This is a genomic window from Thermus brockianus (assembly GCF_021462505.1).
Lineage (GTDB): Bacteria > Deinococcota > Deinococci > Deinococcales > Thermaceae > Thermus > Thermus hydrothermalis.
The window spans coordinates 174072-193289 of the sequence record NZ_JAKEDV010000005.1 but is presented as its reverse complement, the minus strand read 5'-3'; the positions used below and the strand labels follow the sequence as shown (position 1 = coordinate 193289).

The window sequence follows — 19218 nt, the reverse complement described above, 5'->3', positions numbered from 1 at the left end:
GGGTATGGCGAAGGAGAAGGACACCATTCGGGCGGAAGGCGTGATCACCGAGGCTTTGCCCAACGCCACCTTTCGGGTGAAGCTGGACTCGGGACCGGAGATCCTGGCCTACATCTCCGGCAAGATGCGCATGCACTACATCCGCATCCTGCCGGGGGACCGGGTGGTGGTGGAGATAACCCCCTACGACCCCACGCGGGGCCGCATCGTCTACAGAAAGTAGGAGGCGCCATGAAGGTACGGGCATCGGTCAAGAGGATGTGCGAAAAGTGCAAGGTGGTCCGCCGGCACGGGCGGGTTTACGTGATCTGCGAAAACCCCAAGCACAAGCAGCGGCAGGGTTAGGTAAGGAGGCAACGTGGCGAGGATTGCAGGCGTAGAGATTCCCAGGAACAAGCGGGTGGACGTGGCCCTCACCTACATCTACGGCATCGGGCCGGCCCGGGCCAAGGAGGCGTTGGAGAAGACGGGCATCAACCCGGCCACCCGGGTCAAGGACCTCACCGAGGCCGAGGTGGTGCGCCTCCGCGAGTACGTGGAGAACACCTGGAAGCTGGAAGGCGAGCTCCGGGCGGAGGTGGCCGCCAACATCAAGCGGCTCATGGACATCGGGTGCTACCGGGGGCTTCGGCACCGGAGGGGTCTTCCCGTGCGGGGCCAGCGCACCCGCACCAACGCCCGCACCCGTAAAGGCCCCCGCAAGACCGTGGCGGGCAAGAAGAAGGCCCCGAGGAAGTAGCCCAAAGCGCTTCTAGGGCCAGAGGATACTCCATTAGAGGGAGAGTATGGCCAAGAAAACCACCAAGAAGAAGGTCAAACGGCAGGTGGCCAGCGGGAAGGCGTACATCCACGCCTCCTACAACAACACCATCGTCACCATCACCGACCCGGACGGCAATCCCATCACCTGGTCCTCGGGTGGGGTCATCGGCTACAAGGGGAGCCGCAAGGGCACCCCGTACGCGGCCCAGCTTGCGGCCATGGACGCCGCCAAGAAGGCTATGGCTTACGGCATGCAAAGCGTGGACGTGATCGTGCGGGGTACCGGGGCGGGCCGGGAACAGGCCATCCGCGCCCTGCAGGCCTCTGGCCTCCAGGTGAAGTCCATCGTGGACGACACCCCCGTGCCCCACAACGGCTGCCGGCCCAAGAAGAAGTTCCGCAAAGCCTCGTAGGGAGTGAGAGAAGATGGGTCGTTACATTGGACCAGTTTGCCGTCTTTGCCGCCGGGAAGGAGTCAAGCTGTACCTGAAGGGGGAGCGGTGCTACAGCCCCAAGTGCGCCATGGAGCGCCGGCCCTACCCCCCGGGCCAGCACGGGCAGAAGCGGGCCCGCCGCCCTTCCGACTATGCGGTGCGCCTGAGGGAGAAGCAGAAGCTCCGCCGCATCTACGGGATCTCCGAGACCCAGTTCCGCAACCTCTTTGAGGAGGCGAGCCGCAAGAAGGGGGTGACGGGTACGGTCTTCCTGGGGCTTTTGGAGTCCCGGCTGGACAACGTGGTCTACCGCCTGGGCTTCGCCGTAAGCCGCCGCCAGGCGCGGCAGATGGTGCGCCACGGCCACATCACCGTGAACGGGCGCCGGGTGGACCTCCCTGCCTACCGGGTGAAGCCGGGGGACGAGATCGCCATCGCCGAGGGGAGCAAGAACCTGGCCTTCATCCGGGAGAACCTCGAGGCCATGAAGGGCCGCAAGGTGGGGCCCTGGCTCTCCCTGGACGTGGAGAACATGAAGGGCAAGTTCCTCAGGCTCCCCGACCGGGAGGACCTGGCCCTGCCCGTGAACGAGCAGCTGGTGATTGAGTTCTACTCCAGGTGAGAAACCGGGGCCTGTCCTGTACAGGCCCCCATTGCCCCTTTAGAGGAGGCCTATGTTAGAGAGCAAGCTGAAAGCCCCGGTCTTCACGGTGCGCACCCAGGGGCGGGAGTACGGGGAGTTCGTCCTGGAGCCCCTGGAGCGGGGGTTTGGCGTCACCTTGGGCAACCCCTTGCGGCGCATCCTCCTTTCCTCCATTCCCGGGACCGCGGTCACCAGCGTCTACATTGAGGACGTCCTGCACGAGTTCTCCACCATCCCCGGGGTTAAGGAGGACGTGGTGGAGATTGTCCTGAATCTGAAGGAGCTGGTGGTCCGCTTCCTGGACCCCAAGATGCAGACCACCACCCTCGTCCTTAGGGCCGAGGGCCCCAAGGTGGTCACCGCCCGGGACTTCACCCCCTCCAGCGACGTGGAGATCCTGAACCCCGACCTTCCCATCGCCACCCTCGAGGCGGGCGGGAAGCTCTACATGGAGGTCCGGGTGGACCGCGGGGTGGGGTATGTTCCCGCCGAGCGCCACGGCATCAAGGACCGCATCAACGCCATTCCCGTGGACGCTATCTTTTCCCCCGTGCGCCGCGTGGCCTTCCAGGTGGAGGACACCCGCTTGGGCCAGCGCACGGACCTGGACAAGCTCACCCTGCGCATCTGGACCGACGGCTCCGTGACCCCCTTGGAGGCCTTGAACCAGGCGGTGGAGATCCTCAAAGAGCACCTCTCCTACTTCACCAACCCCCAGGCCACCGCCTTGCCCACCCCCGAGCCTGCCCCGGAGCGGGTGGAGAGGGAGGAGGACCTGGACCTGCCCCTAGAGGAGCTTGGGCTTTCCACCCGGGTTTTGCACAGCCTCAAGGAGGAGGGGATTGAGTCCGTGCGGGCCCTTTTGGCCCTCAACCTCAAGGACCTTCGCAATATCCCCGGCATTGGGGAGAGGAGCCTGGAGGAGATCCGCGAGGCCCTGGCCAAGCGGGGCTTCGCCTTGAAGGAGTGAGACCATGCGCCACCTGAAGTCTGGAAGGAAGCTAAACCGCCACTCTTCCCACCGCCTGGCCCTTTACCGCAACCAGGCGAAAAGCCTCCTGACCCATGGCCGCATCACCACCACCCTGCCCAAGGCCAAGGAGATTACCGGCTTCGTGGACCACCTGATCCACCTGGCCAAGCGGGGGGACCTGCACGCCCGTAGGCTCGTGCTTCGGGATCTGCAGGACGTGAAGCTGGTGCGTAAGCTCTTTGACGAGATCGCCCCCAAGTACCAAAACCGCCCCGGGGGGTATACCCGGGTTCTGAAGCTGGCGGAGCGCCGCCGGGGGGACGGGGCGCCCTTGGCCCTGGTGGAGCTGGTGGAGTAAGGGGAAGGAGCCCATGGGGGGCGGCCGCGCCCCCTAAGCTTTCTCTTCCCCCTTGGCGGAGAGAAGCCGCAAAAGCTGATCCTCTAGCTCCCCTATGTAAGCAGCCAGGGTGTTCCCGTGCTTCTCCAGGGTTTCGGCGATGCGGGCCTCGAGGGCCCGTATTTCCTCCCTTTCCGCCTCCGCCAGGCGGGCGAACTCCGCCTCGAGGTAGCGCCGAAGCTCGGTGTAGCGGCTCTGCTCGGCGTCTTCGGCGAGCTTCTTGTAGTGGAGGAGCTCCCGGGCATAGCGGCGCACCTCCAAAAGCGCAGCGGTTTCCAGGCCGATGGTGAAGAGGAGGTAGAGAAGGGAGACTACCCCCAACGCCACCACCAAGACGAGGCCCAAGGGGGCTTCCACCCGGGTGAGGCCTAAGGACAAGGGGACGGTCCGGGTGATCTCCCCCCAGTTGAGCCAGGCGAAGAGGGCGAGGAGGAGGAGGAAAAGGAGGGCGAAGAGGGTACGTGCGCTCATAAGACCTCCATAAAGCACCTGGGGGGATTATACTCCCTTGCCATGGGCTACCTCTTTTTGCTCCTCGCCGCTTTCTTGTGGGGCCTCATCGGCCCGGTGAGCCGCCTGGCCTTCCAGGAGGGGCTTCCCCCTTTGCTGGTGGCCTTCTACCGCGCCGTCATCGCCTGGGCCTTCTTCGCCCTCCACGCCAGGCTTCTGGGGCAGGTAGGGGTGGCGAGGCGGGACCTTCCTATTCTGCTCCTTTTTGGCCTGGTGGGCGTTTCCCTCTTCTATGGGTCCTACCAGCTTGCGGTGGGGTATGGGGGGGCGGCCCTGGCCTCCGTCCTCCTCTACACCGCCCCCGCCTGGGTAGCCCTGCTCTCCGTCTGGGTGCTCAGGGAGCCCCTGGACCGGACCGGGGGCTTCGCCGTGGCCCTCACCCTCCTCGGGGTGGGGCTCATGGGCCTGGGTGGGGGGAGCGAGGTGCGGGCAGGGCCTTTAGCCCTTTTCTTCGGCCTCCTTTCCGGCTTCACCTACGCCCTTTACTACATCTTCGGCAAGCTCTACCTACCCCGCTACGCCACCCCCACCCTTTTCCTGTACGCCCTGCCCGTGGGGGCCTTGGGGCTTCTGCCCTTCGTGGACTTCGTCTCCCTAAGCCCCAAGGCCCTTCTCGCCCTCCTCTTTTTGGGAAGCTTTTCCACCTATGGGGCTTACCTGGCCTACTACGCTGGGCTCAAGCGCCTCCCCGCCACCCGGGCCAGCGTGGTGGCCACCCTCGAGCCCGTGGTGGCGAACCTTTTCGCCTTTCTCCTTTTTGGTGAGGTCCTTTCCCCGTTGGGCTACCTGGGGGCGCTTTTGGTCCTTGGGGCGGTCCTCCTCACGGTGCGGCGGTAAACTCTTCGCCATGAAGCGTTTCCAAGCCTTGGCGCTCCTCCTGGGCCTGGCCCTGGCCCAGGCCCACGATCCCCAAGACCCCGCCCAGTTTTCCCGCCTGCCCGAGGGGTATTCCGTCCGCTTCCAAGCCCCGGCGGAGGAGGTGCGGGAGGCATGGGTGCTCCAGGGGGAGCGGACCTTCCCCATGGCGCGCCAACTGGTGTATGGGGGTAAGGAGGTCTGGCGGGGGCTCGTCCCGGAGGCCACACCCTATGCCCTCCGGGTGCGGGGGAAGGCGGGGGAGAAGGTCTTGGGCCCCTTCCGCCCGCCCCAGCGCCCCTTCGCCGCCCTGGCCTGGGTGGGGGAGCGGGGAGGCTACCAGGTGTTTCCCGACCGCTTCCAAAATGGCGACCCCAACAACGATGCCCTGGCCCTAGAGGACGACGAGTACCGCTACAACCAGGTCTGGTCCCAAAGGGGTGGGCCCTTGCCCCACCTTTCCGCCTGGCAGGACCCACCAAGCCCCCTGCACTGCTGCCACCAGTACTACGGGGGGGACCTAAAGGGCCTTTGGGAGCGGCTCCCCTACCTGGCGGACCTGGGGGTGGGGCTTCTTTACCTCAACCCCCTTTTCCGCTCGGGGAGCGCCCACGGGTACGACACCCACGACTACTTCCAGGTGGCCCCCCGCCTGGGGGACGAGGCCTGGCTGCGCCAGGTTTTGGACCGGGCCCACGCCCTGGGGATCCGGGTCCTCTTTGACTTCGTGCCCAACCACACGGGGTTAGGGTTCTTCGCCTTTCAGGACGTGGTGAAGCGGTGCCCCGCCTCCCCTTACTGGAACTGGTACTTCGTGCGCCGCTACCCCTTTGCCCCGGGGGACGCCTCCGCCTACGAGGCCTGGTGGGGTGTGGGGAGCCTCCCCAAGCTGAACACCGGCAATCCCCAGGTCCGGGCCTACCTCCTTGGGGTGGCGGAGCACTGGGTGCGCTTTGGCTTTGACGGGGTGCGGGTGGACGTACCCGAGGACCTCCTCGAGGCCAAGGGCTTTTTCCGGGACCTGAAAGGCCGCCTGCGGGCCATCAACCCTGAGGCCTACCTGGTGGGGGAGATCTGGCGCCGAGCGCCGGACTGGGTAGGGGCGGAGGCCTTTGACAGCCTGATGAACTACGCCATCGGCCGGGACATCGTCCTGCGCTATGCGCAAGGCCTTCACCCGGCCCTTTTCGGCGGGCCTAGGGCGCTTAGCCTCCTGGCGGAAACCTACGCCCTTTACCCGGAGGCGACCGCCGCCATGGGCTTTAACCTCATCAGCTCCCACGACACCTCCCGCCTCCTTTCCGACCTGGGAGGGAATGCCGCCAAGGCCCGCCTAGCCTGGGCCCTCCTCTTCGCCTTGCCCGGGGTGCCGGTGGTGTGGCAGGGGGAGGAGTGCGGGCTTTTGGGGGAGAAGGAGCCTTTGGACCTAGGGCGCCGTCCCATCCCCTGGGGCTCTTGCGATGGGGAGTTTCGCCTTTTCCTCCAAGGGCTTTACCGCTTAAAGGCGCAAGAGCCCGCCCTAAGGGGAAGCTTGTTCGCCACCTATCTGGCGGAAGGAGGCCTCCTTTCCTTCTTCCGGGGGGAGGGGGAGGAAAGGGTGCTTCTCGCCTTCAACAACCAGGCCGCTTCCGCCTCCTTGCCCTTGCCCCAGGGGACCTGGCGCGACCTCCTCACGGGGGAAACCTTCCAGGGACAGGCGGAGGTGCCGGGGTTAGGGGCCCGCTACCTCAAGAAGGCCTCCAGGTAGGGCTGCCAGTCCTCGGGGATCTCGCGCATCTCGGCCAAAAAAAGGGGCGCCTTGGGCGCCCGGGGGGGTTTCAGGAGGCGCATGCCCGCCTCCTCCGGGGTGCGGTCCCCTTTCTTGAGGTTGCAGCTCCGGCAGGCGGCCACCAGGTTTTCCCAGGTGCGTTGCCCCCCCCGGCTTTTGGGCACCACGTGGTCCACGGTGAGGTCGCTCCCCTGGCGGCCGCAGTACTGGCAGGTGTAGCGGTCCCGCCTGAGGATGTTGCGGCGGTTTAGCGGGGTGCGGCCATGGCCCCGGCGCACCATGCGCTTCAGGCGGATCACGCTGGGTACGGGGATGCGGGTGGAGGGGGTGTGGAGGTAGCGCCCGCTTTCCGAAACCATCTCCGCTCCCCCGGAGAGGACGAGGAGCACGCTCCGCTTGATGCTGGCCAGGCCCAAGACCTCGTAGGCGGCGTTGAGCACCAGGACCTTGGGGGCATCCAGGTCCAAGGGCCTCGAGGTGGGGGCGTCCACGCCCTAAGGATAGCAAAGCCTTGCGCCCCTTTGCTTGGGCGTGTGCTATGCTAAGGGCAAAGACGGGTTTGGAGGCCCCTATGAAGAGACACATTCCCAAAGTCCTGTCCCTCCTCCTGGGGTTGGGCCTGGCGTGGGCAGGGCCTTCCTTGGAGGAGGCGGAGAGCCTTTTGAAAGCGGGGGATTACGCCCGGGCGGTTTTGGCCTACGAGGAGATCCTGGCCCAGGACTATGGCCGCCTCGAGGCCCACCTGGGCTTAGGCGTGGCCCTCGCCAAGGCGGGGCGGCTGGAGGAGGCCCGCTTCGCCTTTTCCCAGATGACCCAGGTTTTCCCCGACCGCTACGAAGGGCACTTCAACCTGGGCCAGGTCTACCTGCGCCTGGGCAAGCCCAAGGAGGCGGCGGAGGCCTTTTCCAAGGCGGTGGAGCTCAACCCCACGGAGGAGGCGTATCTGGGCCTCGCCGGAGCCCTGAGCCAGGCGGGACAGGCCAGGGAGGCGGCGGAGGCCCTCAGGCGGGGCCTCACCCCCGAGCGCTCGTCCGCTTACCGCCTGGCCCTGGCCCAGGCCCTCTACGCCGCCGGGGCCAGGGCGGAGGCGGTGCCCGTGCTCTATGGGCTCGTGAACCGGGAGCCTGGCCTGGCTGAAGCCTGGGACCTCCTCGCCCGCATCCTGGCGGAGGAAGGGCTTAAGGAAAGGGCCCTAAGGGAGCTGGACCGGGCCCTTAAGGCGGTTTCGGGCAAGGATCGGGCCAAACTCCTCCTGCGCCAAGCCCTTCTTTCCCCAAACCCCGAGCCCCTTTTGCGGGAAGCCTACGCGTTGGACCCTGGCCTCTGGCAGGCGGCGTACCTTCTTGGGCAAAGGCGCCTGGAGGCGGGGGATGCCCGGGGGGCTTTGGGCTTTCTCCAGGCGGCCTACCGGGTAAGCCCCGAGCCCGAGGTGGCCCTGGCCCTGGCTGCGGCCCACCTGCGTTTGGGGAATGCGCAGAACGCCTACCGCTACGCCGAGGAAGCGGGCCCTCCCGGGGCTTTCCTCAAGGCCCAGGCGGCGGTGGCCTTGGGGCGGAAGGCGGAGGCCTTAGGGCTTTTGGAGGGGCTGGCCTCCCCAGAGGCCCAGACCCTTAGGGGGGCGCTCCTTTTGGAGGCGGGCCGGGCCGAGGAGGCGGTGGCCCTCCTCCGGCCCCTTTACGAGGCCTCGCGCAACCCGGAGGTGGGGGTGAACCTGGCGGCGGGGCTCATCGCCTTGGGCCGCCTGGGGGAGGCGGAGCTCCTCCTTAGGGAGGTGCTCCAACGCGCCCCCAGGCAGGCTGCCGCCTGGTACAACCTGGGCCTTGCCCTGAAGGGCCTGGGGCGGGAGGGCGAGGCGGAGAGGGCCTTGCGCCAGGCGGCAAGCCTTGGGTCGAAGGAGGCCCAGGCCCTTCTGCGGAGGTAGGATGCGCTGGCTTAGGGAAAACTGGCTAGACCTTTTCATCTTTCTCCTCATCGCCCTGGTGGCGGCGGGGATTGTCCTTTACCTTACGGGCATTAACCCCTTTGCCCGCCCCGCTTCCCCAGGGGTGGCCGCACCTCCCGCCCCGGCGCCTGCGGTGGCGCCTACCCCCGCCCCGCCTTCTTCCCCCCCGCCTTCCTCTGCCTCTCCTGAGCCCGTGGTCACCGTGATCCCCCTCCCCAAGGCGCCCGAGGCTCCGGCAGAGGAAAGAGCTACCGAAGAGAGACTGAGCGGGGAAGAAAGGGCTAGGGCGGCTTCGCCGGCGCCTAGCCCCACGGGGGTTTACCGGGTGGTGGTGGGGGCCTTTGCCAACCCGGAGAACGCCCTAAGGCTCAAGCGGGAGCTGGAGGCCAGGGGGTACCCGGCCCGCCTCGAGGCCGCGGGGAGCCTTACCCGGGTGGTGGTGGGGCCCTACGCCACGGAGGGAGAGGCTTCCCGGGTGGCCCAGGCCTTGGCCGCCTACGGGGCGCGGGTCTACCGGGGCCAGGGGGCGCTTCCCCCCGCTGAAGGCCAGGTTTACCTCCAGGTGGGGGCCTTCCAAAAGGAGGAAAACGCCTTGGCCCTGGCGGGCAAGCTTAAGGAGATGGGGCTACCGGTGGTCCTGGTGAAGGACGGGATGTACCGGGTGCGGGTGGGCCCGGTGGCGGAAGGGGAGAAGGAGGCCTTGAAGGCGAAGGTGGAGGCCTTGGGCCTGATGGCCTTGGAGGTGCGATGAAGGTTCCGAGCGCCGCCATAATCCGCTTGGTCACGTACCTGCGCATCCTGGAGGAGCTGGAGGCCAAGGGGGTTCACCGCACGAGCTCGGAGCAACTGGCCGAACTCGCCCAGGTGACGGCCTTCCAGGTGCGCAAGGACCTCTCCTATTTCGGCTCCTACGGCACCCGGGGCGTGGGGTATACGGTTCCGGTGCTCAAGCGGGAACTGCGGCACATCCTGGGCTTGAACCGCCGCTGGGGGCTTTGCATCGTGGGCATGGGCCGCTTGGGAAGCGCTCTCGCCGACTATCCGGGCTTCGGGGAGAGCTTTGAGCTTAGGGGCTTTTTTGACGTGGACCCCGAGAAGGTGGGGCGGCCTGTGGGCAAGGGGGTGGTGGAGCACATAGACCGGCTCCCCGAGCGGGTGCCTGGGCGCATAGAGATCGCCCTCCTCACCGTGCCCCGGGAGGCGGCCCAGGAGGCGGCCGACCGCCTGGTGGCGGCCGGCATCAAGGGCATCCTCAACTTTGCCCCCGCTGTCCTCGAGGTGCCCAAGGAGGTGGCGGTGGAGAACGTGGATTTTCTCGCTGGCCTTTCGCGGCTGACCTTCTCTATACTGAACCCTAAGTGGAGAGAGGAGATGATGGGATGAAGGGGAAGTGGTTGTTGGTTGGGTTATCGGGTGTGTTGGCTTTGCTCGTCTCGGGTTGTAGCAACTTTTTTGCAGGAGGGGTCATCTTTGGCGGTCCCACGGTCTTGGTGTCGCGGGAAAACTTCTCCTTCTCCACGGAAACGGACCAGAACGACAACACCACCTACACATATCGCTACGATATCGTTCTTTACGCTTTGCCCGGCTCTGGGGCGGGAAGCGTGGTTCTCCTGGACGCCCAGGACAATCCCTTGGACGCTCCCTTCCTGATCCCCCAGGCTTGCCCGCCTTCCAGTGCGGACCCTTGTGGCCCCTACACCCGCACTTACGAGAAAAAAGCTGCTACCCCCCTTTCGCCGGTGCAGGCGGTGAAGTACCGCACCACCTCCGCCAACGGCCAGTCCAAGGTGGTGCCCCTGCCCGCACCCATAGCGCTCTACTAGCCCTATACTGGGGGGCGTGACGGTCCACGAGGCCCTCGAGGCCCCCCTCCTTCGCTTTGAGGAAGCCCTTTCCGAGCTGGTGCAGTCCGAGGTCCTCTTCATCCGCCTCATCCACCAGGACCTGGTGACCGCCGGGGGCAAGCGGATCCGCCCCCGGCTCGTCTTTTTGGCCTCGGGGGCCTTGGGCGGGGCGCCTTATGACCTGGAGCTCGCCCTGGCCGTGGAGCTCCTCCACTCCGCCACCCTCCTCCACGACGACCTCATTGACGACGCCGAGACCCGCCGGGGCAAGGAGGCCGCCTTCCGCAAGTACGGCAACGCCGTCTCCGTGCTTTCCGGGGACTTCCTCCTTTCCCGGCTCCTCTTCGTCATCGCCAAGACCGGGCGCATGGACTTGGTGGAGCGCTTCGCCGAGGTGGCCAAGACGTTGTCCGAAGGGGAGGTGCTCCAGTTCCAGGTGGCGGCCCTGGAGGACTACTCCCTGGAGAACTACGAGCGGATCATCACCGCCAAGACCGCCGTCCTCATGGCCCTTTGCACCGAGGGGCCGGCCCTTTTGAAGGGCGAGGCGGAGGAGGTGCGGGAGGCCCTCCGCCGCTTCGGCCTCCTCTATGGCCAGGCTTTCCAGATGCGGGACGACTACCTGGACCTCATGGGTACCCCGGAGACATTGGGTAAGCCCGTGGGGGGGGACGTGCGGGAGGGGAAGGCCACCCTCATCACCCTTCTCCTCATGGAGCGCTTCCCTGAGGTGCGGGAGATCTTAAGGCGCAAGGGGCGCGAAGCGGGGGACCTGGAGCGGCTCAGGGCCTTGGCCCAAGAGAGCGGGGTGGCCAAGGAAGTGGAAGAAAGGATTCGCCAGCGGGCCGAGGCGGCGGCCAGGGCCCTCCTTCCCTTGCCGGATAGCCCCTACAAGGAGGCCCTGAAAGCCCTGGCCCTCAAGGAGGCCAAGCGGCTTTCCTAAGGGGCATTTAGTCCTAAAGGGGCGGGGTATAATCCCCCCAGGTGATGCTATGAGCCTGCCCGCATACCGCCCTCCCGAGGACCCCGGCCTCTGGGAGGCTTTTTTGGAGCGGCTAGAAAAGACCTTAAAGGTGGCGGCCATCCACCCCACCACGGTGGAGTACCTGGCCCACCCCAAGCGGCTCGTCACGGTTTCCCTGCCTGTGGTAATGGATGACGGCAAGGTGCGGGTGTTCCAGGGCTACCGGGTGGTGCACGACATCGCCCGGGGGCCCGCCAAAGGAGGGGTGCGCCTCCACCCCAAGGTGACCCTGGGCCAGACCGCCGGCCTGGCCGCCTGGATGACCCTGAAGGCGGCGGTCTACGACCTGCCCTTTGGCGGGGCGGCGGGAGGGGTGGCGGTGGACCCCAAGCTCCTCTCCCCGAGGGAGCTTGAGCGCCTGGTGCGCCGCTACACCGCCGAGCTCGTCACCCTCATCGGCCCGGACATGGACATCCTGGGGCCCGACGTGGGCACCGACCAACAGGTGATGGCCTGGATCATGGACACCTACTCCATGACCGTGGGCTCCACCGTGCCCGGGGTGGTGACGGGGAAACCCCACGCCTTGGGGGGCACCGAGGGGCGGGACGACGCCGCCGGGCTTGGGGTGGCCCTGGTCTTGGCGGAGCTCGCCAAGAGGCGGGGCTTACCCCTAAAGGGGGCCAAGGTGGCGGTCCAGGGCTTCGGCCAGGTGGGGGGGAGCTTCGCCCTCCACGCCGAGCGTTTGGGCCTGAGGGTGGTGGCGGTTTCCACGAGCCGGGGGGCCCTTTACCGGGAGGAGGGGCTTCCCGTGGCCGAGCTCCTGGCTCACCACGAGGCCACGGGGGAGCTCCCCGAGTACAACCTTGACCCCAAGGAGCTCCTGGCCCTTCCCGTGGACTACCTGGTCCTGGCCGCTTTGGAAGGGGCCTTGGACGGGGAAGGGGCCAAGGGGGTAAGGGCCCAGGTGGTCCTGGAAGCGGCCAACTTTGGCCTTACTCCGGAGGCTGAGGCCTACCTCCTGGGCAAGGGGGTTTTGGTGGTGCCCGACCTCCTCACCGGGGGCGGGGGGCTTTTGGCGAGTTACCTGGAGTGGGTGCAGGACCTGAACATGTTCTTCTGGACGGCGGAGGAAGTGCAGGCGAGCTTTGCCAAGAGCGTGGCCAAGGCCGTGGGCGAGGTGTGCGCCAAGGCCGAGGCCTTGGGCGCGGATTTGCGCACGGGGGCCATGGCCCTCGCCCTGGAGCGGGTGAACGAGGCCACGCGGCTTCGCGGCGTGTATCCCTAAAGAGGCGGCGTATGAAGAGCGAACCCCTTTCCTACCTAGGCAAAGACGGCGGTCCTTGGGAGATTTTTACCGAGCAGGTGGACCGGGTGGTCCCCTACCTGGGGCGCTACGCCCCCTTGGCGGAAAGCCTCAAGCGGCCCAAGCGGGTCCTGATCGTGGACGTGCCCATCCACCTGGACGACGGCACCGTGGCCCACTTTGAGGGCTACCGCGTCCACCATAACACCGCCCGCGGCCCCGCCAAGGGCGGGGTGCGCTACCACCCCGAGGTCACCCTCTCGGAGGTTATGGCCCTGGCGGCCTGGATGACCATCAAGAACGCCGCCGTGGGCCTGCCCTACGGCGGGGGCAAAGGGGGCATTAGGGTAGACCCCAAGAAGCTTTCCCCCCACGAGCTAGAGCGCCTTACCCGCCGCTATACCTCGGAGATCGGCATCCTCTTGGGCCCGGACCGGGACATCCCGGCCCCCGACGTGAACACCGGGGAGCGGGAGATGGCCTGGATGATGGACACCTACTCCATGAACGTGGGCCGCACCGTGCCCGGGGTGGTGACGGGGAAGCCCATCGCCCTAGGGGGCTCCTTGGGGCGGCGGGACGCCACGGGTCGGGGGGTCTTCGTCACCGCGGCGGCGGCGGCGGAGAAGATTGGGCTTCCCATTGAAGGGAGCCGGGTCACGCTCCAGGGCTTTGGCAACGTGGGGAACGCCGCCGCCCGCATCTTCCACGACCACGGGGCCCGGATCATCGCCGTGCAGGACCACACGGGGACCATCTACAACGAGGCGGGGATTGACCCTTACGACCTCCTCCGCCACGTGGCGGAGTACGGGGGGGTGCGGGGCTACCCCAAGGCGGAGCCCCTGCCCAACCCGGAGTTCTGGGCGGTGCCCACGGACTTTCTCATCCCCGCCGCCTTGGAGAAGCAGATCACCGAGCAGAATGCCTGGCGCATCCAGGCCAAGATCATCGCCGAGGGGGCCAACGGCCCCACCACCCCCGCCGCGGACGACATCCTGCAGGAGAAGGGCGTACTGGTGGTGCCGGACGTGATCGCCAACGCCGGGGGCGTCACGGTGAGCTACTTTGAATGGGTGCAGGACTTTAACTCCTACTTCTGGACGGAGGAGGAGATCAACCGGAGGTTGGAGAGGGTTTTGCGGGGTGCCTTTGAGGCGGTCTGGCAGGTGAGCCAGGAGAAGCGGATCCCCTTGCGCACCGCCGCCTACGTGGTGGCCGCCACGAGGGTCCTCGAGGCCCGGGCCCTGAGGGGGCTCTACCCCTAGGGCGTTACGCTAGGCTATCCCTTGTGGACTGGCCCCGCTTTGGCCGCGTGACCCTGAAGCCCTTCGGTGCGGGGCTGAGCGAGGCGGAGTGGAAGGGCCTCTACGAGACCTTCCGCGACCCCGAGGTGGCGGAGTGGAACGGCTCTAGCCCCTTGCGTACCCCTTTCTGGCTCTTCAAGCGCTTTGTCCAGGCGGAGATGCGGCGGAAGGACCGCCTGGCCTTCGCCATCCTGGACGAAGCGGGGGAGTATCTGGGCACCCTGGAGCTTTACGACCTCACCCCGGAGGAGGCCACCTTGGGCATTCTCATCGGCAAAAAGGAACGCTGGGGCCAGGGCTACGGCACGGAGGCGGTGCGGGCGGCCTTGGCCTACGCCTTTGACGTCTTGGGCCTAAAGCGGGTGAAGCTCCGCACCTATGCCCACAACCTCCGGGCCCGGCGGGCCTTCCAGAAGGCGGGCTTCCGCGAGGTGGGCCTGGGCCCCGGGCCCAAGGGCAAGGAGGACGTGTACATGGAGGTGCGCCGTGAGGATTTTGGCCCCGAGGCTTAGGGAAGAGGTCTTCGCCCTCCTGCCCGAGGGGGTGGAGGTGCGCTTTCTGGACGAGCCTTGGCCGAAGGCGGCGGACATCTTCATCCCCCCTTTGGCCAGGAGGAGGTGGTGCGCAAGGTGTTGGCGGAGGTGGAGGTCAAGGTGGTCCAGACCCTCTCCGCCGGGGTGGACTGGGTTCTCCCCATGGTCCCCGAAGGCGTGGTGCTCTGCGACGGCTCGGGCATCCACGACGTCCCCGTGGCGGAGTGGGTGGTGATGGCCCTCCTCGCCCTCCTCAAGGACCTGCCGGGCTTCCTCGAGGCGCAGAAGGAAAGGCGCTGGGCCCCCAAGCGGCTTCTGGACCTGGAGGGCAAGGCCGTCCTCCTCCTGGGCTACGGGGCCATCGGCCGGGCGGTGGCGGAAAGGCTTAGGCCCTTTGGGGTGGAGCTTCTCCCCGTGGCCCGCCACGCCCGCCCTGGGGTGTACACGCCCCAGGACCTTCCCCACCTTCTGCCCCAGGCGGACGCCGTGGTCCTCCTCCTGCCCCTAACCCCGGAAACCCGGGGGATGGTGGACCGGGACTTCCTCGCCCGGATGAAGCCGGGGGCCCTTTTGGTGAACGCCGGCCGGGGGGCTTTGGTGCACACGGAGGCGCTTCTTGAGGCCCTGGAGGCGGGGAGGGTGCGGGCCTTCTTGGACGTGACCGAGCCCGAGCCCCTGCCGGAAGACCACCCCCTTTGGCGGGCAAAAGGCGTGGTCCTCACCCCCCACGTGGCGGGGCTTTCCGAGGGGTTTCACCGGCGGGCGGCCCGCTTCCTGGCGGAGCAGGTGGGGCGGTACCTCCGGGGGGAACCCCTTCTAAACGTGGTGCGGGAGGGGTACTGATGGTGGTCATCCTCCACGGGGACCTGCGCCGCTTAGGGGAGCGGCTGGAGGTGGAGGCCAAAACCCCGAAGGAGGCCCTGGAGAAGCTGGGCATCCCCCTGGACGAGGTGTGGCTTTTGGCGGTGGGGGATAGGGTGGTGGGCCTCGAGGAGGAGGTGGAGGGCCCCTTGGAGGTCTACCCCCCCATCGCCGGGGGGTGGTATACTTAGGGTCCTGCCCCAAGGAGGCAGGGGGCGCAGGAAGGGGGGAGCCGCCCAACGCCCACCCCGCGTAGAAAGGAGAAGCATGGAGAAGAAGGACCTCCTCTCTACGCCCGTGGTCCCCATTGACATCAAGGCCTTTGACGCCGGGCCCATCCTCGAGGCCATGGGCAAGACCGCCTTTCAGGCGAGGAACCTCCACAGGGCGGCGGAGATCTACCTCAGGATGCTGGAGGACGACGCCGCCGTCATCCTCACCCTGGCGGGGAGCCTGGTTTCCGCTGGCCAAGGCCTCATCATCCACGACCTCATCCGCAAGGGCTTGGTGGACGCCATCGTGGCCACGGGGGCCAACATCGTGGACCAGGACTTCTTTGAAGCCTTGGGCCACCGCCACTACCAGGGGGACCCTAAGGCGGACGACGAAACCCTCCGCCGGCTCTGGATTGACCGCATCTACGACACCTACATTGACGAGGAGGAGCTCCGGCACACGGACTACACCATCGCCGAGATCGCCGATGGCCTCGAGCCCCGCCCCTACTCCAGCCGGGAGTTCATCTGGCATATGGGCCGGTACTTGGTGGAGAGGGGCCTAGGGGAGAAGAGCATCGTGCGGGCGGCCTACGAGGAAGGGGTGCCCATCTTCGTTCCCGCCTTCTCCGACTCCTCCGCCGGGTTTGGCCTCGTCTACCACCAGGTGAAAAACCCCAAGGCCCACGTGACCATTGACTCCGTGGCGGATTTCCGCGAGCTCACGGAGATCAAGCTCAAGGCGGGGACCACGGGGCTCGTGATGCTCGGGGGCGGGGTGCCCAAGAACTTCGCCCAGGACATCGTGGTGGCGGCGGAGGTCTTGGGCCACCCGGTGGAGATGCACAAGTACGCCATCCAGATCACCGTGGCCGATGAGCGGGATGGGGGGCTTTCCGGCTCCACCCTTTCCGAGGCGCAAAGCTGGGGCAAGGTGGACGCCGCCCTCTCCCAGATGGTCTTTGCCGAGGCCACCTTGGCCTTCCCCCTCCTCGCCTCCTACGTCTACCACCGGGCCCCCATGCGGGCCAAGCGCCGCTACGCCGACCTTTTCCGTAGGGAGGTGCCCGCTTAGGCCCTTGGGCACCTTAAAGGGGGTGGCTTTACCACCCCCCCGCCTTTTTGGTACACTCCCGGCAAATGCCCGACGAGCTAAGGCTCTACCTAAAGGAGCGTTTTGCCGTTCAGGGGCCCGTTTCCCCGGGGCGCTTTGAGGCGGAACTGGCCAAGCGCGTGGGAAGCCCGGCCCGGCGGGAGCCCCTCCTCAAGGCCTGGCGGGCCTACCTGGCGGGCGGGGGAAGGGAGGCGGTGCGAAGTTTCTACCGGGAGGTGCTCAAGGTGCCCAAGGGGGAGGCCTTGGTCTACGGCATGCACCTTCCCTTTTTGGAGTTCTACGCCAAGGAGGTGCCTCCCCGGGTGGAGGGGCAGGTCCTGGAGGTGGGGGCCTTCACGGGGGCCCTGGTGGGGTACCTGCAGAGGAGGCGGCCCGAGCTTTCCTGGCACGCCTTGGACGGGGTGGAGGAGGCGGTGGCCTTGGGGAGGAAGCGGGTGCCGGAGGTGGCTTGGCACCAGGGCTGGGCCGAGGAGGTGGACCTTCCCCCCTTTGATACCCTGCTTCTCCTCTCCGTCTTCCCCGAGGGGCTCGTGGACCAGGACCTGGAAAGCCGCCTGGAGCCCGAGGCCTTTTGGAAGCGCTTCGCCTTCTTTGAGCGCCTGCCCCTTTTCGCCCGGCTCCTAAAGCCGGGGGGGCTCCTCATCTATGGCCACGGGCCCTTCCTCGGGAAAAGCCCCGAGGGGGTGGAGGAGGGCTTTAGGCGGCTTGGCTTCCGGGAGGTGGAGCGGGTGGGGGAAGGGGAGTACTTTCTGGTCCTCGCCCGCAGGCCCGAGGCCTTGGCGGAGGTGCGGGCGGAGGAGGCCCTTTGGGAAGAGCCCGCCTTAGAGCCCGTGGCGGTCTTGGCGGAGGGGCCGGACCTGAGCCGGGTGCGGGCCCTCTTGGAGGCGGGGCAGTACGCCGAGGTGCTCGCCCTTCTGCCCGAAGGGGGGGAAGGGGAGGCAGCCTACCTCCGGGGGAAGGCGCTTTTCGCCCTTTCCCGCTTCGCCGAGGCGGAGGAGGCCTTGAGGCGGGCCCTTTCCGAGGAGGCGGAGGACCTTAGGGCCCTGGTGCTGGTGGAGCTCGGGGAGTACGCCCGGGCCCAGGGGCGCCTCGAGGCCCTGGCGGTGCGGGGTGGGCGGTACCGCCTGGCCTTGGGGCGGGTCTACCTGGCCCAGGGGCGGTACGCCGACGCCTTAAGGCAGTTCGTGGAGTCGGGGCTGCCCGAGGCGGAGCTTTACGTGCGGGAAGCTTTGGAGCGCATCGCCGAGCGCATGCGCCGCTTCGCCCGGGAGGGGGAGTGGGCGGAGGTGAGCCGTAGGGCGGAGTTCGTGGAGGACCTCTCCCCAAGCCTCCTCACCCGGGAGATGCTCCGGCTGGGCCTAAAGGCGGCCCTTCTCCAGGGGCTTTTCGCCCGGGCGGAGCGGTACGCCCGCCGGCTTGCTGACCTGGACGAGGCGGAGGGTTTTTTGGGCCTGGCCTTGGCCGCCTTGCGCCTGCGCACGCCCCTGGACTACCGGGGGGAGGACCTTAAGGGGGTGGAGCCCTACCTCACCGAGGCCTTGGCCCGGGCGGAGATCCCCGAGGCCCTGCTCCTCCTTGGGATTCTGCGCAAGCGGGAAGGGCGCCACCGCGAAGCCCTGTACCTCCTGGAGCGGGCGGCCCAGCACGGGGAAGGGGAGGTGGCGGGGCTTGCCTACCACCACCTGGCGGAGGTAAAGCGGGCCCTGGGGCGCCCCTTGAAGGAGGTTTTGGGCGACCACAAGAGGGCCCACGCCCTAAAGGCCTATCCTGCCCCCTACCTCTTCCGCCTGGCCCAGGAGGCCCTAAGGGGGGGGGAGGAGGTCGTGGCCCGGGAGCTCCTTTCCCGGGCCCGGGATGCGGGCCTCGGCGAGGTGGCGGAGGAGGACCTCAAGGGGCTTCTTTCCCTCTTGGAGCGGCTGGAAGGTCCTTGGGCGGCCTTCCACGTCCTCTACCAGGCCCTAGGCCGCACCCCTGAGCCGCCTTTGGAGCTCCTCGCCCTGGCCTACCGCCTTTCCCGCTCCTTCCGGGAAAGCCCGGAGGCGGAGGCGGTGCGGGGGCAGTATCTGGCGGCCCTCTACGCCTCGGGGCAGGTGGCGGAGGCGGAGGCCCTTCTGAAGGCGGAGCTTGCGCAAGACCCCCAGGCCCTCGAGGTCCTCTTTGACCTGGCGGAGCACGAGGAGGCCAAGGGGAACTGGCGGAAGGCGGCGGAGTACTGGCAAAAGGCCCTGGAGGTGGCCCTCTACCGGGAGAAGGACTTGGAGCTTGCCCGGGAGCTTCTCCGTAACCTCCTCTTCCTAAGGCCCCACGACGAGAGCCTCCTCCTCTACCTGGAGGAGCTCAAGGCCGTGGCCCGGGGGCTTAAGGCCCTGGGGGAGGAGGCCAAGCCCCTATCGGAAACCCCGGAGGAGCTTCTGGAGGAGGCCCTGCCCCGCTTCCACGGGGAGCACCTCCTGGTGGTGGGGGGGCACACGCAACTCCGAAGCCGCCTCGTGCCCTTCCTGGAGGAGCGGGGGCTTAAGGTGGACTGGTTTGACGCCGATAGCGCCGGGGTGGGGAAGGAGGCTTTGAAGCGCATCCTGAACCGCCTGGAGCGGGCCCACGGCCTCATGATCGTCTCCAGCTACGTGGGCCACGACCTTTCCGAGCCGGTGCGCCTCGAGGCCGAACGCCTGGGCATCCCGGTCCACATCATCCCCGGGCGGGCCCGGGGGGCCACGGGCTTCCTCCGGGCCCTGAAGGGCTTTGCCCCCGAGCTCTTCAAGCGGGCCCTCAAGGGGGTACAGTAGG

At 67.4% G+C, this 19218-nt stretch carries 21 protein-coding genes and 2 pseudogenes; 21 read left to right on the top strand and 2 right to left on the bottom strand.

Translation table 11 applies throughout. The features are described 5' to 3' along the window. Window positions 1-4: 4 nt before the first annotated feature. Genes infA through rplQ form a run of 7 tightly spaced genes read left to right on the top strand, consistent with a single transcriptional unit; the run spans window position 5 to window position 3170 of the window. Entirely contained in the window at window positions 5-223 is a 219-nt protein-coding gene (gene infA, locus LXN00_RS08090; RefSeq protein ID WP_016328575.1) for a translation initiation factor IF-1, read from the top strand. A gap of 8 nt (window positions 224-231) precedes the next feature. Further along, window positions 232-345, top strand: coding sequence for a 50S ribosomal protein L36 (gene rpmJ / locus LXN00_RS08085; RefSeq protein ID WP_003043944.1), 114 nt, complete (start codon window positions 232-234; stop codon window positions 343-345). 13 nt (window positions 346-358) lie between these two features. Beyond that, window positions 359-739, top strand: a complete 381-nt coding sequence (gene rpsM, locus LXN00_RS08080; protein WP_039458154.1) for a 30S ribosomal protein S13 — start codon at window positions 359-361, stop codon at window positions 737-739. A 46-nt stretch (window positions 740-785) separates the two neighbouring features. Continuing rightward, window positions 786-1175 (top strand): 30S ribosomal protein S11, encoded by a 390-nt coding sequence (rpsK, locus tag LXN00_RS08075; protein ID WP_039458156.1) that lies wholly within the window; start codon window positions 786-788, stop codon window positions 1173-1175. Window positions 1176-1188: 13 nt separating this feature from the next. Continuing rightward, window positions 1189-1818, top strand: a complete 630-nt coding sequence (gene rpsD / locus LXN00_RS08070; RefSeq protein WP_234507134.1) for a 30S ribosomal protein S4 — start codon at window positions 1189-1191, stop codon at window positions 1816-1818. Between the two features lie 52 nt (window positions 1819-1870). Further along, window positions 1871-2809 (top strand): DNA-directed RNA polymerase subunit alpha, encoded by a 939-nt coding sequence (locus LXN00_RS08065; protein WP_071677268.1) that lies wholly within the window; start codon window positions 1871-1873, stop codon window positions 2807-2809. A 4-nt stretch (window positions 2810-2813) separates the two neighbouring features. Beyond that, window positions 2814-3170 carry a 50S ribosomal protein L17 gene (gene rplQ / locus LXN00_RS08060; protein WP_071677269.1) on the top strand — a complete coding sequence of 119 codons (357 nt, stop codon included), beginning with the start codon at window positions 2814-2816 and terminating at the stop codon, window positions 3168-3170. A gap of 33 nt (window positions 3171-3203) precedes the next feature. Here rplQ and LXN00_RS08055 read toward each other — a convergent pair whose 3' ends face one another. Beyond that, complete coding sequence (locus LXN00_RS08055; protein WP_071677270.1) at window positions 3204-3680, bottom strand: DNA cytosine methyltransferase; 477 nt, start codon at window positions 3678-3680, stop codon at window positions 3204-3206. Between the two features lie 42 nt (window positions 3681-3722). On the opposite strand from LXN00_RS08055, the gene LXN00_RS08050 reads away from it, so the two are divergent. Together LXN00_RS08050 and LXN00_RS08045 are read left to right on the top strand one after the other, a co-directional pair. After that, window positions 3723-4556, top strand: a complete 834-nt coding sequence (locus LXN00_RS08050) for a DMT family transporter (protein WP_071677271.1) — start codon at window positions 3723-3725, stop codon at window positions 4554-4556. A gap of 10 nt (window positions 4557-4566) precedes the next feature. Further along, window positions 4567-6321 carry a glycoside hydrolase family 13 protein gene (locus tag LXN00_RS08045; protein ID WP_267962719.1) on the top strand — a complete coding sequence of 585 codons (1755 nt, stop codon included), beginning with the start codon at window positions 4567-4569 and terminating at the stop codon, window positions 6319-6321. Here LXN00_RS08045 and LXN00_RS08040 read toward each other — a convergent pair. After that, window positions 6297-6809: an HNH endonuclease gene (locus LXN00_RS08040; protein ID WP_071677944.1), complete on the bottom strand. Its 513-nt coding sequence runs from the start codon at window positions 6807-6809 to the stop codon at window positions 6297-6299. The two genes, LXN00_RS08045 and LXN00_RS08040, sit on opposite strands and share 25 nt — an antisense overlap. A 104-nt stretch (window positions 6810-6913) precedes the next feature. Here LXN00_RS08040 and LXN00_RS08035 point away from each other — a divergent pair, with 104 nt between their 5' ends. The 12 genes and pseudogenes from LXN00_RS08035 (at window position 6914) to LXN00_RS07980 (ending at window position 19217) form a co-directional block, all read left to right on the top strand. Continuing rightward, entirely contained in the window at window positions 6914-8263 is a 1350-nt protein-coding gene (locus LXN00_RS08035; RefSeq protein WP_071677273.1) for a tetratricopeptide repeat protein, read from the top strand. A 1-nt stretch (window position 8264) separates the two neighbouring features. Continuing rightward, a complete protein-coding gene (locus tag LXN00_RS08030) occupies window positions 8265-9035 on the top strand; it encodes an SPOR domain-containing protein (RefSeq protein WP_071677274.1) in 771 nt (256 codons plus the stop codon). Then, the gene (locus tag LXN00_RS08025; protein WP_071677275.1) at window positions 9032-9667 is read left to right on the top strand and encodes a redox-sensing transcriptional repressor Rex; all 636 of its coding nucleotides are present in this window, start codon (window positions 9032-9034) and stop codon (window positions 9665-9667) included. Before LXN00_RS08030 ends, LXN00_RS08025 begins: the two co-directional genes overlap by 4 nt. Window positions 9668-9774: 107 nt before the next feature. Then, complete coding sequence (locus LXN00_RS08020; protein ID WP_234507132.1) at window positions 9775-10110, top strand: hypothetical protein; 336 nt, start codon at window positions 9775-9777, stop codon at window positions 10108-10110. Between the two features lie 16 nt (window positions 10111-10126). Beyond that, a complete protein-coding gene (locus LXN00_RS08015; protein WP_234507130.1) occupies window positions 10127-11074 on the top strand; it encodes a polyprenyl synthetase family protein in 948 nt (315 codons plus the stop codon). A 49-nt stretch (window positions 11075-11123) separates the two neighbouring features. Then, complete coding sequence (locus LXN00_RS08010; protein ID WP_071677277.1) at window positions 11124-12383, top strand: Glu/Leu/Phe/Val family dehydrogenase; 1260 nt, start codon at window positions 11124-11126, stop codon at window positions 12381-12383. An 11-nt stretch (window positions 12384-12394) separates the two neighbouring features. Then, window positions 12395-13669, top strand: coding sequence for a Glu/Leu/Phe/Val family dehydrogenase (locus tag LXN00_RS08005; protein WP_234507128.1), 1275 nt, complete (start codon window positions 12395-12397; stop codon window positions 13667-13669). A 23-nt stretch (window positions 13670-13692) separates the two neighbouring features. Continuing rightward, window positions 13693-14220: a GNAT family N-acetyltransferase gene (locus LXN00_RS08000; RefSeq protein WP_234507126.1), complete on the top strand. Its 528-nt coding sequence runs from the start codon at window positions 13693-13695 to the stop codon at window positions 14218-14220. Continuing rightward, window positions 14195-15084: pseudogene (locus tag LXN00_RS07995) on the top strand (2-hydroxyacid dehydrogenase). The gene LXN00_RS08000 and the pseudogene LXN00_RS07995 overlap by 26 nt, the downstream one beginning before the upstream one ends. After that, window positions 15084-15303, top strand: a pseudogene (locus LXN00_RS07990) (hypothetical protein); the annotation flags it as partial. The pseudogenes LXN00_RS07995 and LXN00_RS07990, both read left to right, overlap by 1 nt. 66 nt (window positions 15304-15369) lie before the next feature. After that, the gene (locus LXN00_RS07985; protein WP_234507121.1) at window positions 15370-16392 is read left to right on the top strand and encodes a 1,9-bis(guanidino)-5-aza-nonane synthase; all 1023 of its coding nucleotides are present in this window, start codon (window positions 15370-15372) and stop codon (window positions 16390-16392) included. A gap of 65 nt (window positions 16393-16457) precedes the next feature. Then, window positions 16458-19217 carry a tetratricopeptide repeat protein gene (locus LXN00_RS07980; protein WP_234507119.1) on the top strand — a complete coding sequence of 920 codons (2760 nt, stop codon included), beginning with the start codon at window positions 16458-16460 and terminating at the stop codon, window positions 19215-19217. Window position 19218 lies beyond the last annotated feature (1 nt).